12 protein-coding genes are annotated in these 13176 nt (G+C 59.2%); 9 read left to right on the forward strand and 3 right to left on the reverse strand.

The annotated features are described in order from the left end of the window. Positions 1 to 411: 411 nt before the first annotated feature. A complete protein-coding gene (locus EJA71_RS19690; protein WP_038360740.1) occupies positions 412 to 1905 on the reverse strand; it encodes a CoA-acylating methylmalonate-semialdehyde dehydrogenase in 1494 nt (497 codons plus the stop codon). A 76-nt stretch (positions 1906 to 1981) separates the two neighbouring features. After that, the gene (locus tag EJA71_RS19695; protein ID WP_158959274.1) at positions 1982 to 3331 is read right to left on the reverse strand and encodes an aspartate aminotransferase family protein; all 1350 of its coding nucleotides are present in this window, start codon (positions 3329 to 3331) and stop codon (positions 1982 to 1984) included. A 138-nt stretch (positions 3332 to 3469) separates the two neighbouring features. Between EJA71_RS19695 and EJA71_RS19700 the strand changes: the two genes are divergently transcribed. From EJA71_RS19700 to EJA71_RS19730, 7 genes are all read left to right on the forward strand, one after another. After that, the gene (locus tag EJA71_RS19700; protein ID WP_053116962.1) at positions 3470 to 4390 is read left to right on the forward strand and encodes a LysR family transcriptional regulator; all 921 of its coding nucleotides are present in this window, start codon (positions 3470 to 3472) and stop codon (positions 4388 to 4390) included. Between the two features lie 143 nt (positions 4391 to 4533). Further along, on the forward strand, positions 4534 to 5922 hold the full coding sequence (locus EJA71_RS19705) for a uracil-xanthine permease family protein (RefSeq protein ID WP_158959275.1): 1389 nt from the start codon (positions 4534 to 4536) through the stop codon (positions 5920 to 5922). An 89-nt stretch (positions 5923 to 6011) separates the two neighbouring features. Beyond that, positions 6012 to 6662 (forward strand): TetR/AcrR family transcriptional regulator, encoded by a 651-nt coding sequence (locus EJA71_RS19710; RefSeq protein ID WP_158959276.1) that lies wholly within the window; start codon positions 6012 to 6014, stop codon positions 6660 to 6662. A 7-nt stretch (positions 6663 to 6669) separates the two neighbouring features. Continuing rightward, positions 6670 to 7251: a YigZ family protein gene (locus EJA71_RS19715; protein ID WP_158959277.1), complete on the forward strand. Its 582-nt coding sequence runs from the start codon at positions 6670 to 6672 to the stop codon at positions 7249 to 7251. 619 nt (positions 7252 to 7870) lie between these two features. Further along, the gene (locus EJA71_RS19720) at positions 7871 to 9418 is read left to right on the forward strand and encodes an ABC transporter ATP-binding protein (protein WP_158959278.1); all 1548 of its coding nucleotides are present in this window, start codon (positions 7871 to 7873) and stop codon (positions 9416 to 9418) included. Positions 9419 to 9433: 15 nt separating this feature from the next. Next, positions 9434 to 10540: an ABC transporter permease gene (locus tag EJA71_RS19725; RefSeq protein ID WP_158959279.1), complete on the forward strand. Its 1107-nt coding sequence runs from the start codon at positions 9434 to 9436 to the stop codon at positions 10538 to 10540. Continuing rightward, the gene (locus EJA71_RS19730) at positions 10540 to 11466 is read left to right on the forward strand and encodes an ABC transporter permease (RefSeq protein WP_064118442.1); all 927 of its coding nucleotides are present in this window, start codon (positions 10540 to 10542) and stop codon (positions 11464 to 11466) included. Before EJA71_RS19725 ends, EJA71_RS19730 begins: the two co-directional genes overlap by 1 nt. 58 nt (positions 11467 to 11524) lie before the next feature. Here the strand turns inward: EJA71_RS19730 and EJA71_RS19735 are convergent, their stop codons facing one another. Continuing rightward, positions 11525 to 11959 (reverse strand): hypothetical protein, encoded by a 435-nt coding sequence (locus EJA71_RS19735; RefSeq protein WP_158959280.1) that lies wholly within the window; start codon positions 11957 to 11959, stop codon positions 11525 to 11527. 83 nt (positions 11960 to 12042) lie between these two features. Here EJA71_RS19735 and EJA71_RS19740 point away from each other — a divergent pair, with 83 nt between their 5' ends. Continuing rightward, a complete protein-coding gene (locus tag EJA71_RS19740; protein WP_158959281.1) occupies positions 12043 to 12393 on the forward strand; it encodes a MerR family transcriptional regulator in 351 nt (116 codons plus the stop codon). A gap of 22 nt (positions 12394 to 12415) precedes the next feature. Next, positions 12416 to 13102 carry an SDR family oxidoreductase gene (locus EJA71_RS19745; protein WP_158959282.1) on the forward strand — a complete coding sequence of 229 codons (687 nt, stop codon included), beginning with the start codon at positions 12416 to 12418 and terminating at the stop codon, positions 13100 to 13102. Positions 13103 to 13176: the final 74 nt, after the last annotated feature.

Consider the following 13176-nt stretch of genomic DNA (forward strand, 5'->3'; position numbering starts at 1 on the left):
GGTTAAGATCTTTCGTCTCAACCGAGGCGCGCATTCTACAGCAGCCTCATTTGCTGTCAAGTGATTATTTTCAGAAGTTTTCGAAGAATTCTTCAACAACTTCAACCACTTGCGCTTCAGATCTCTCTGCAGCGGGAGGCGAATTCTACAGCGTTACACGCTGCTGTCAACACCTCTTTTTCAACTTCCTTTTGGCTTCGATGAACTGAAGCAACCTGCTGCCGAAACCTGCATAACTCATTGAATCTCAAGGAGTTTTCCGTTTCGACTGCGCCGGAAGTGGGGCGAATTATAGACACCTGAGATCTGCCGTCAACACCTATTTTCATAAATCTGTCACATCGGTCAAAAAACCCCGAAAACACGAAGGCCGACCATAAGGGGTCGGCCTTCTTTGCCCTGCCCTTCTGCTTAAAGGCTAGGGAATGCGAATTGCGAAGCCTCGTGGCTCGCACGCTGCGGCCAGCGCTGAGTGATCGCCTTGCGACGAGTATAGAAACGCACACCATCCGGACCATAGGCATGCAAGTCGCCGAACAGCGAACGCTTCCAGCCGCCGAAGCTGTGGTAAGCCACCGGTACCGGCAGCGGCACGTTGACGCCAACCATGCCGACTTCGATCTCGTCGCAGAACAGACGCGCCGCTTCACCGTCACGGGTGAAGATGCAGGTGCCGTTGCCGTATTCGTGATCGTTGATCAGTTGCATCGCCTCTTCCAGGCTGTTCACGCGAACGATGCACAGTACCGGGCCGAAGATCTCTTCTTTATAGATGCGCATCTCTGGGGTGACGTTGTCGAACAGGCAGCCACCGAGGAAGAAGCCTTCTTCGTGACCCGCGACGCTGAAACCACGACCGTCGACCACCAGGGTCGCGCCCGCTGCCACGCCGTCATCCACATAACCGCTGACTTTGTCGCGCGCCTGACCAGTCACCAGTGGGCCCATATCCAGACCGCACGAAGTGCCAGCACCGATTTTCAGCGCCTGGATCTGTGGCACCAGTTTCGCTACCAGCGCATCCGCCACTTGGTCGCCAACACACACGGCAACAGAAATCGCCATGCAACGCTCGCCGCACGAACCGTACGCCGCGCCCATCAGTGCGCTGACTGCGTTGTCCAGATCGGCATCCGGCATCAGCACCGCGTGGTTCTTCGCGCCGCCCAGCGCCTGAACGCGTTTGCCGCGCTTGGTGCCTTCGGCATAGATGTACTCGGCAATCGGCGTCGAACCGACGAAGCTCAGCGCTTTGACTTCCGGCGCTTCGATCAACGCGTCAACGGCAGTCTTGTCACCGTGCACCACGCTCATCACGCCTTTCGGAAGGCCAGCTTCCAACAGCAACTGAGCAATCAGCAGTGTCGAGCTTGGATCACGCTCGGACGGTTTGAGGATAAAGCAGTTGCCGCAGACGATCGCCAGTGGGTACATCCACAGCGGGACCATGGCCGGGAAGTTGAACGGGGTGATACCGGCCACGATACCCAGCGGCTGAAAGTCCGACCATGCGTCGATGTTCGGGCCGACATTGCGGCTGTACTCACCCTTGAGGATTTCCGGGGCGGCGCAGGCGAACTCGACGTTCTCGATACCGCGCTTCAATTCACCGGCGGCGTCTTCCAGGGTCTTGCCGTGTTCTTCGCTGATCAATTGCGAAATGCGCGCTTCGTTCTGCTCCAGCAGTTGCTTGAAACGAAACATCACCTGCGCGCGTTTGGCCGGTGGCGTGTTGCGCCAGGCCGGGAACGCAGCCTTAGCGGCATCGATGGCTTTCTGGATGGTTGCCTGGCTGGCCAATGGCAGCTTGTGGATAGCCTGACCGGTGGACGGGTTGAACACATCAACCGCGCGACCGTTCTCGGTCACCAGTTCGCCATTGATCAAATGCGGGATAACGCTCATCGAAAACTCCTGAATTCTTGTCCGCAGACGCCCGCGAGGGGCGCCGGCTGTTTGTACTTATATATAGAGGGAAAAATCAGTCGAGCTTGTTCAGCACTTCGCCGACCGCGTCGAACAGACGATCGAGGTCTTGCGGCTTGCTGTTGAAGGTTGGGCCGAACTGCAGGGTGTCGCCGCCGAAGCGTACGTAGAACCCGGCTTTCCACAGGGCCATGCCCGCTTCGAAAGGACGCACAATCGCGTCACCGTCACGCGGGGCAATCTGGATCGCGCCGGCCAGACCGAAGTTACGAATGTCGATAACGTTCTTCGAACCTTTCAGACCATGCAGCGCGTTTTCGAAATGCGGCGCGACTTCGGCGACGCTCTGCACCAGGTTTTCCTTTTGCAGCAGGTCGAGTGCCGCCAGGCCAGCGGCGCAGGCCACCGGGTGCGCCGAGTAGGTGTAGCCGTGGGGGAATTCCACGGCGTATTCCGGGGTCGGCTGATTCATGAAGGTCTGGTAAATCTCGGAACTGGCAATCACCGCGCCCATCGGGATCGCGCCGTTGGTGACTTGCTTGGCGATGCACATCAGGTCCGGGGTGACGCCAAAGGTGTCGGCGCCGAACATGTTGCCGGTGCGGCCGAAACCGGTGATCACTTCGTCGAACACCAGCAGGATGTTGTGCTGATCGCAGATCTCGCGCAGACGCTTCAGGTAACCCTGCGGCGGAACCAGCACGCCAGCGGAACCGGCCATAGGTTCAACGAAGACGGCGGCGATGTTCGAGGCATCGTGCAGCTCGATCAGCTTCAGCAACTCATCGGCCAAAGCGATACCGCCCTGCTCCGGCATGCCGCGGGAGAAGGCATTGCTCGCCAGCAACGTGTGCGGCAGGTGATCGACATCCATCATCGCCTGACCGAACAGTTTGCGGTTGCCGTTGACGCCGCCGAGGCTGGTGCCGGCGATGTTCACGCCGTGATAGCCACGGGCACGGCCGATCATTTTGGTCTTGGTTGCCTGACCTTTCAGACGCCAGTAGGCACGGACCATTTTCACCGCGGTGTCAGCGCACTCGGAACCGGAGTCAGTGAAGAACACGTGATTCAGGTTGCCCGGGGTCAGCTCGGTGATTTTCTCGGCGAGCTGGAACGACAACGGATGGCCGTACTGAAAGCCCGGCGAGTAATCGAGAGTGCCCAATTGCTTAGAGACCGCTTCCTGAATTTCCTTGCGGGTGTGGCCAGCGCCGCACGTCCACAGACCCGACAGCGAGTCGTATACCCGGCGGCCCTTGTCGTCGATCAGCCAGCTGCCTTCGGCGCCAACGATCAGCCGCGGATCGCGCTGGAAGTTACGGTTGGCGGTGTACGGCATCCAGTGCGCGTCCAGCTTCAATTGGCTGGCCAGTGGCGACTGAGCGTTTTCAGGCATGTTCATCGGGCAAAACCTCGCAGGGCATAAGCGTCAGGGAGATAAAAAGCGTTGTTGCAGCTAAATTGCCACGCGGATAAAGTCGGTGAAATTCAACTCTTCTAACCTTCAGTTAGAACTCCGCTAAACAATGAGAACAATAAGATGAGCAGCCGCCGTCCCGATCCGCTGGCCCAGGTCAGTGACTTTGATATTCGCCTGCTGCGGATTTTTCGCAGCGTGGTCGAGTGTGGCGGCTTCTCAGCGGCGGAAACCGTGCTCGGCATCGGGCGCTCGGCGATCAGCCAGCAGATGAGCGATCTGGAACAACGCCTCGGTTTGCGTTTGTGCCAGCGCGGGCGCGCCGGGTTTTCGCTGACAGAGGAAGGTCGCGAGGTGTATCAATCGGCGCTGCAACTGTTAAGTGCGCTGGAAAGTTTTCGCACTGAGGTCAACGGCCTGCACCAGCATTTGCGTGGCGAGTTGATCATTGGCCTGACCGACAACCTCGTCACCCTGCCCCACATGCGCATCACCCATGCCCTCGCCCAGTTGAAAGAGCGCGGGCCGGATGTGCAAATCCAGATCCGCATGATTGCGCCGAACGAAGTCGAGCAAGGCGTGCTCGATGGACGCCTGCATGTCGGGGTGGTGCCGCAGGCCAGCGCGTTGTCGGGGCTGGAATATCAGCCGCTGTACAGCGAGCGTTCGCTGCTTTATTGCGCGGTGGGTCATCCGTTGTTTTATGTCGATGACAAACAACTCGATGACGAGCGTTTAAACAGTCAGGACGCGATAGCGCCGACGTTTCGTTTGCCAGCGGATATCCAGGCGCATTACCAAGCGCTCAATTGCACGGCCAGCGCTTCCGACCGTGAAGGCATGGCGTTTTTGATTTTGACCGGGCGTTACATTGGATATTTGCCGGATCACTACGCCAGCCTTTGGGTGCAGCAGGGGCGTTTGCGTGCTTTGAAAGCTGGAACGCGTTTCTACGACCTGAGCCTCGCATCGGTCACGCGCAAGGGGCGGCGCCCTCATTTGGTGCTGGAGAGCTTTTTGGAGAGTCTGGCGGCGACGCGTTGATAATGCGCGCGACGTTGGTTAAGTACAGCAAGATCAAGGGATCGCAGCCTTCGGCAGCTCCTACAGGGGAGATAAGTTGAGCAAGTGGACAGGTTTTTGCAGAGGAGGAATTACTTCGTTCCTTTGATAAGAAGCCCTAAGCCATGCAGCCAGATTCCGCACCGTCCAGCGACTTGATCTACGGCCTCAACGACCGCCCCAAACCACTCGCCGCCACCCTCGCGGCGTTGCAACACGTGCTCGCCAGTTTCGTCGGCATCATCACCCCGCCATTGGTGATTGGCTCAGCGCTTGGGCTGACTGCATATCTGCCGTACCTGATCAGCATGGCGTTGATGGTTTCCGGTGTCGGTACGTTTATCCAAGCGCGGCGGCCGTTCGGCATCGGGGCGGGGATGATCTGCTTGCAAGGCACCAGTTTTGCCTTTCTCGGTGCGGTGCTGTCGGCCGGTTTTTTGGTCAAGCAACGCGGTGGCAGCCCGGAAGACATTCTCGCGATGATTTTCGGTGTGTGCTTTTTCGGCGCGCTGGTGCAGATCGTCCTCAGCCGTTTCATCGGTCAATTGCGTCGGGTCGTTACGCCGCTGGTGACCGGGATCGTCATCACCCTGATCGGCATCAGTCTGATCAAAGTCGGTATCACCGATCTGGGTGGCGGTTTCAATGCGCCGGACTTCGGTGCGCCGGGCAATCTGGCGTTGGGCGTATTCGTATTGCTGACGATCATTTTGCTCAACCGCTCGAACACGCCATGGGTGCGCTTGTCGGCGATCATTATCGGTTTGGTGCTCGGCAGTCTGGCCGCGTGGTTCAGTGGGAAACTGGTGCCACAGCCATTGCCTGACTTGCCGTTGGTGAGTTTTCCTACGCCGTTCAAGTTTGGATTCAGCTTCGACTGGACGGCTTTCCTGCCGGTCGCGCTGATTTATCTGATCAGCACCATCGAAACCGTCGGCGACCTGACGGCCAATTGCATGCTCGCCCGCCAGCCCATCAGTGGCCCTTCTTATATAAGCCGCCTGCGCGGTGGCGTGCTCGGTGATGGCGTGAGCTGCATGATCGCCGCGACCTTCAGCGCCTTCCCCAACACCACGTTTGCGCAGAACAACGGCGTGATCCAGCTGACCGGCGTTGCCAGCCGCTACGTCGGGCTATACATCGGCGCGATTCTGTTTTGTCTCGGCATGTTCCCGATGATCGGCGCGGTGCTGCAACAGATTCCGAAACCGGTACTCGGCGGCGCAACCTTGGTGATGTTCGGCGCGGTGGCCGCTGCCGGCGTGCGCATCCTCGCGCAATCGCCGCTGGATCGGCGCAGCATGTTGATCATCGCCACTTCGTTCGGCGTTGGCTTGGGCATCGCTGCGCAACCGAACCTGCTGCACCTGCTACCGAAACTGGTGCAGAACCTGTTTGACTCGGCCATCACCAGCGGCGGTCTGACCGCGATCATCCTGTGCCTGTTACTGCCGGAGTCGAAAACCGAGGCGGCTGAAGTACCCGCGCCGCTGAACAAGATCGAACAGGCGTAACGGTTTTATCGCGCAAGGACTTGTCGGATGCCTGTGGGTGCGCTATCAACGCAACTGGTTGCACCCACAGACAAAACCCGGAAGTGCCTATGACCTTTGAAGTCCCAGCCCACGGCGGCAAACCCGCCAGCCGCATTCGTCAGAAGAACGAAGAGACCATCCTCAAAGCCGCCGAAGACGAGTTCGCCCGTCACGGGTACAAAGGCACCAGCATGAACACCATCGCGCAGAATGCCGGGTTGCCCAAGGCGAACCTGCATTACTACTTCACCAACAAACTCGGTTTGTACGTGGCGGTGCTGAGCAACATCATTGAGCTGTGGGACAGCACCTTCAATACGCTCACGGCCGAGGACGATCCGGCGGAAGCGCTGACCCGCTACATCCGCGCGAAAATGGAATTCTCCCGTCGCCAACCGCAGGCTTCGCGGATCTTTGCGATGGAAGTGATCAGCGGCGGCGAATGCCTCACCGAATATTTCAATCAGGATTACCGCGCCTGGTTCACAGGCCGCGCGGCAGTGTTTCAGGCGTGGATCGATGCGGGCAAAATGGACGCGGTCGATCCGGTGCACCTGATCTTCCTGTTGTGGGGCAGCACTCAGCATTACGCTGACTTTGCGACGCAGATCTGTCGCGTCAGCGGTCGCAGCAAGTTGACAAAGCAGGACATGGAAGACGCCGGCAACAACCTGATCCGCATTATCCTCAAAGGCTGCGGCCTCACTCCTTCTGTATAAGACGTTTATGCCTTTCACCCTCAGCGGTTTTTGCGAGTACCGCGAAGAGATTCGCAAAAGCCGCTTTATCACCTTCGCCACGCCGATCGGCAGCCCTGCCGATGCGCAGGCGTTCTTCGAACAGCACAGCGATCTGAACGCCTCGCACAATTGCTGGGCGTGGAAACTCGGCGATCAATATCGCAGCAACGACGATGGCGAACCGGGCGGCACCGCTGGGCGACCGATTCTGGCGGCGATTGAAGCGCAGGATTGCGATCAGGTCGCGGTGCTGGTGATTCGCTGGTACGGCGGCATTCAACTGGGCACCGGAGGTTTGGCCCGGGCTTATGGCGGTGGGGCGAACAAATGTTTGCAGACGGCAGCGAAGGTTGAGCTGATCAGCCGGGTGCCGTTGAGTTGTGCTTGCGGGTTTGCCGAGTTGGCGCTGGTGAAGTTGCGGGTAGCCGATCTCGGTGGATTGGTGATCGAAGAAAACTTCACGGCCAATGGGGTTGAGTTGAAGTTGGCCGTGGGTGAAGCGCAGATCGATGTTTTGCAGACGCAGCTTGCTGATCTGAGTCGCGGGCGCATTTTGCTGCAACGATAAAAGATCAAAAGATCGTCCGATCGCGGCCCGAGCGTTCCGCAGCTCCTACATTTGAAATGCGTGCCCCCCTGTAGGAGCTGCCGAAGGTTGCGATCTTTTAGGGCATCCCCAGTTTTCCTCATTCCCCATACTTGCCCACATCTGCTGTGCACCCGACTGTGGATAACCTGAGTACATAACGCTGTAACCCTTCTGTCACGCGGCTTTGCGCGGTTTGTTCACTTTTCGTTCAATTCGCCCGACGAAGTGTAAATATCAATTAGAAACAACCAGTTAGCCTCGTTTAGCACCATTAGAAGAAAGCACCTCAGTGCTTATGCCCGGTCATTCAGCTTGCGCACAATTACTGTGGAACAACCTGTGGATAAGCCGTTCATGACCGCCGCTGTCGCAGGTGCGGCCTAGTCCCCGGACGATTGCTCGTTTTTTGATCAGTTAATAGCGGGCAAAACTGGAGCCCGATCAACGGCTTTGCGCTGATTTGGTGCCGCCGTTGCAGCCGATGTGTACGCGCGGCTCTACACCCGATGCTGAGAGACGCGGCCTGCTCGGGTTCCTGACTCAATGGCCAGGAAATTGCTTTATCCACAGGCACAACTTCAAGCAAGTCGAGCCTGTCATGCCCATTGCTCCTGCAACCCCGCGCCTGCAACTGCGCCATATCAGCAAACGCTACCCCGGTTGTCTGGCCAACGATGCCATCGACCTGACCATCGCCCCCGGAGAAATTCACGCCCTGCTCGGCGAAAACGGCGCGGGCAAAAGTACCATGATGAAAATCATCTACGGCGTCACCCACGCCGATTCAGGTGAGATGCTCTGGCAAGGTCAACGGGTGAATATCCGCAACCCGGCGCAAGCGCGGCAGTTGGGGATCGGCATGGTGTTCCAGCATTTCTCGCTGTTCGAAACCCTCAGCGTGGCGCAGAACATTGCACTAGCGATGGGCGCGGCGGCCGGTACGCCGAAGCAACTGGAACCGAAAATCCGCGAAGTGTCGCGCCGTTATGGCATGGCGCTGGAGCCGGAACGACTTGTCCACAGCCTGTCGATTGGCGAGCGGCAACGGGTAGAAATCATTCGCTGCCTGATGCAGGACATTCGTCTGCTGATTCTCGATGAACCGACCTCAGTGCTAACCCCGCAGGAGGCCGACGAGTTGTTCATCACCCTGCGCCGCCTCGCTGCCGAGGGCTGCAGCATTCTGTTTATCAGCCACAAGCTCGGTGAAGTTCGGGCGCTATGCCACAGCGCGACGGTGTTGCGCGCCGGGCGCGTGGCCGGGCATTGCGTGCCGTCGCAGTGTTCGGATCAGCAACTGGCGCAATTGATGGTCGGCGAAGCGGCGGCGTTGATCGGTGATTATCCGAAGGTCAGCGGTGGCAAGGCGTTTTTGCAGGTCAGCGGCTTGAGTTGGGCTAACCCGGACCCGTTCGGCTGCTCGCTTTCAGGCATCGACCTGGAAGTGCGCAGCGGTGAAATCGTTGGCATCGCTGGCGTTGCCGGCAACGGTCAGGATGAATTGCTCGCCCTGCTCAGCGGCGAACAGACCTTGCCTCGGGCCGAAGCGGCCACCATTCGATTCGCAGAGCAGAACGTCGGCGATTTACGCCCGGACGCGCGACGCAAACGGGGCCTGGCGTTCGTGCCCGCCGAACGCCTCGGTCACGGCGCGGTGCCGGAGTTGAGTCTGGCGGACAACGCCCTGCTCACCGCTTTCCAGCAAGGCTTGGTCAGCCACGGCCTGATCGAACGCGGCAAAGTTGAAGCCCTCGCCCAACAGATCATTCAGCGTTTCGGCGTGAAAACACCTAACACGCAAACCGCTGCACGCAGCCTGTCCGGCGGCAACCTGCAGAAATTCATCCTCGGTCGGGAAATCCTTCAGCAACCGAAACTGCTGATCGCCGCGCACCCGAGCTGGGGCGTCGACGTGGGTGCCGCCGCGACCATTCACCGTGCACTGATCGCGCTACGGGATGCCGGCGCAGCGATTCTGGTGATTTCCGAAGACCTCGATGAACTGTTCCAGATCAGCGACCGCCTCGGCGCCTTGTGCGGCGGACGTCTGTCGGCGTTGCACGACACCGGCGACACACAACTCAGCGATGTCGGCGGCTGGATGGCCGGACAGTTCGACAACCCACCTTCAGCCGTCACGGTTTAACGGAGTTTCAAAAACATGCTGCTTTCCCTCGAACCCCGTGGCCAGCAATCGCGATTGATGTTGTGGTGCTCGCCGTTGTTGGCGGCGGCGCTGACGCTCGGCTGCGGTTCGCTGCTGTTCATCGCCCTCGGCCATGACCCACTGCAAACCTTGCACACGTTGCTGATCGCGCCAGTCAGTGATTTGTATGGTGTCTCCGAACTGCTAGTGAAAACGTTGCCGATTTTGCTCTGTGCACTGGGCCTGGCGGTGGCGTATCAGGCGCGGATCTGGAACATCGGCGCCGAAGGTCAATTGCTCCTCGGTGCACTCGCCGGCAGCGCGTTGGCGGTGAACATCATCGACATGCAAAGCCGTTGGGCGCTGGCGTTGATTCTGCTCACCGGCACCCTCGCTGGTGCGGCATGGGCCGGGCTGACTGCGTGGTTGCGCACCCGCTTCAATGCCAACGAAATCCTCACCAGCATCATGCTCAATTACATCGCGCTGAACCTGTTGTTGTTCTGCGTACACGGGCCGTTGAAGGATCCGGCCGGATTCAACTTTCCCGAGTCGGCGATGTTCGGCGACGCCAGCCGTTTGCCGTTGTTGATGGAGGATGGCCGCGTGCATGCAGGCGTGTATTTCGCCTTGCTCGCACTGGTGGCGGTATGGGTGTTGTTGCAGAAAAGCTTCGTCGGTTTCCAGATCAAAGTGCTTGGCCTGGACAAGCGTGCGGCGGGCTTCGTCGGCTTTCGCGAGAAGCGGCTGATCTGGCTGGCGCTGTTGATCAGCGGCGGCTTGGCCGGGCTTGCGGGCGTCTGCGAAGTGACCGGGCCGATTGGCCAATTGGTGCCGCAGGTGTCGCCGGGTTATGGCTATGCGGCGATCACCGTGGCGTTCCTCGGGCGACTGAATCCGATCGGGATTCTGTTCTCCAGTCTGCTGATGGCACTGCTGTACATCGGTGGCGAGAGCGCACAGATGAGCCTGAATCTGCCGCAAGCGATCACCCAGTTGTTTCAGGGCATGATGCTGTTTTTCCTGCTCGCCTGTGACGTGCTGATTCTTTATCGGCCACGCCTGAACCTGCGCTGGGCGAAGCGCACTTCGACCACTGCCGTAACCGCCGGAGCGCTGTGATGGATATCGACCTGTTGAGCAATATTTTCTACGCCATGGTGCGTTGCGGCACGCCGCTGTTGCTGGTGGCGTTGGGTGAACTGATCTGCGAGAAGAGCGGCGTGCTCAACCTCGGGCAGGAAGGGATGATGCTGTTTGGCGCGGTGATCGGTTTCATCGTCGCGCTGAACAGCGGCAACCTGTGGCTTGGCGTGTTGTTGGCGATGCTTGCCGGCATGTTGCTGTCATCGCTGTTTGCCTTGGTGGCGCTGGTGTTCAACGCGAATCAGGTGGCGACCGGCCTAGCGCTGACGATTTTTGGTGTCGGGCTGTCGACCTTTGTCGGCGCGGCCTGGGTAGGCAAACCGCTGGCCGGTTTTGAGCCGCTGGCGATTCCGTATCTGAGTGAAATTCCGCTGATCGGGCGGATGCTGTTCGCGCAGGATTTGCTGGTGTATCTGTCGTTCGCGCTGTTTGCGCTGGTGGCGTGGGTGATCATCAAAAGTCGTGTCGGGCTGATCATTCAGGCCGTCGGCGAGAACCCGGATGCGGCTAGTGCGATGGGCTTGCCGGTGTTGACCGTGCGTACGTTGGCAGTGCTGTTTGGCGGGGCGATGGCCGGGCTGGCGGGAGCGTATCTGTCGCTGGCGTACACGCCGATGTGGGCGGAAAACATGACCGCCGGGCGCGGCTGGATCGCGCTGGCGCTGGTGGTGTTTGCCAGTTGGCGGGTGTGGCGGTTGTTGCTCGGGGCGTATCTGTTTGGCCTCGCCAGCATCCTGCATTTGGTGGCGCAGGGGTTGGGGCTGGCGATTCCGTCGAGTTTGCTGGCGATGCTGCCGTATGTGGCGACGATTGTGGTGTTGGTGCTGTTGTCGCGGGATGCACTGCGTACAAGATTGTATGCACCGGTTTCGTTGGGGCAGCCTTGGCAGGCGGGGCATTGATGCGTTGAGTTCAATGGCCCCATCGCTGGCAAGCCAGCTCCCACAGGTTTAGTGGTGATCACAAATTTTGTGCACGACACAAACACTGTGGGAGCGAGCTTGCTCGCGAAGGCGTCCGCACAGGCAACACCTGAGCAATGCCCCACGCCAGTTCGAAGACCAGGAAAACCAGCAATATCGAACTGGCGCCATGCAACAAGGCATACGCCTGCCAAGCCGCAAACAGAAATCTGGCCACCGCGTCATACCGTCCATAAAGCGCCTGCGGATCACGAATCCGCAGCACCGCCCAAACACACACCACCGACCCCAACAGATTCGCCATCAACATATGCACAGGCTGAAACGCCGGCAGTTCGCCTGGCAAATTCAGTGCGCTCAACAACCCGTGCACAAGCGCAAAACTCCACGGCGTGGCAAACGCTGCTGTGACGATCAGGTCATACCAGGCACTGCCGCGCACCACGTTGCGATACTGGGTTGAAGTCCACATCGTCCTTGCTCCAGAAATTCAGGGAGCAAGCACGGTAAAGCCTGGAGTATGCTCCAGGGTCAACAGCTGTTTTGAGAGCCAGCATGCGTATCGGTGAATTAGCCCAGGCCAGCGCCGTCAGCCGTGACACGTTGCGTTTCTATGAACAGCGCGGGCTGATCGCGGCGCAGCGCAGTTCCAACGGTTATCGCGACTATCCGCCGGAAATGCTGCAACTGGTGCTGTACATCAAGACCGCACAGCGTCTGGGTTTTACCCTCGGCGAGATCGGTGACAGCGTCGCCGCGTTGTGGAACGCCCCCGATCCGGACAACGCCGTCGCGCAGTTGCTGCGCGACAAACTGCAACTGATCGAAACCCGCATGCGCGAACTCGACGTGCTGCGGCAAGAGCTGCAACTTCGGCTCGGTCAGGCCTGTCCATTGAATCCATGATCCTCATTCATCAAGGAAGCCCATCATGTCTGCAAAAAACGCACTGATCATCGGCGCCTCCCGGGGCCTTGGCCTCGGTCTGGTGAAAACCCTGCTGGCCGACGGCTGGCAGGTCACCGCCACCGTGCGCAATCCGCAAAACGCCGAGGCGCTGCAAGCGCTGGGCAAGGTGCGGATCGAGAAGCTCGACATGGACGATCAGCAAGCGGTGATCGCGCTGAGCCAACAGCTCAAGGGCGAAACCTTCGACCTGCTGTTCGTCAACGCCGGGGTCAAAGGCCCGGCCGATCAGACACCGGGCGGCGCGACACTGGCCGAAGTCGGTCAGCTGTTTTTTACCAACGCCGTGGCGCCGATCAATCTGGCCCAACGCTTCGCCGGGCAGATCCGTGACGGCAGCGGCGTGCTCGCGTTCATGAGTTCCGGGCTCGGCAGCGTGACCGTGCCCGACGCGCCGGAACTGGCGTTGTACAAGGCCAGCAAGGCTGCGCTGAATTCGATGACCAATAGTTTTGTCACGCAATTGGGTGAGCAGAAGCTGACGGTGTTGTCGCTGCATCCGGGTTGGGTGAAGACCGACATGGGTGGTGAAGGTGCGGACCTGGACGTGGAAACCAGCACCCGTGGGCTGGTGGACCAGGTGAACGCGTATGCCAGCAAGGGCGGCCATCACTTCATCAACTACAAGGGTGAAACGATTCCCTGGTAATTGCTGATCCCTTGTAGGAGCTGCCGAAGGCTGCGATCTTTTGATCTTAAAAACGAAATCAAAAGATCGCAGCC

This window comes from Pseudomonas sp. PB106, assembly GCF_009764645.1.
GTDB lineage: Bacteria > Pseudomonadota > Gammaproteobacteria > Pseudomonadales > Pseudomonadaceae > Aquipseudomonas.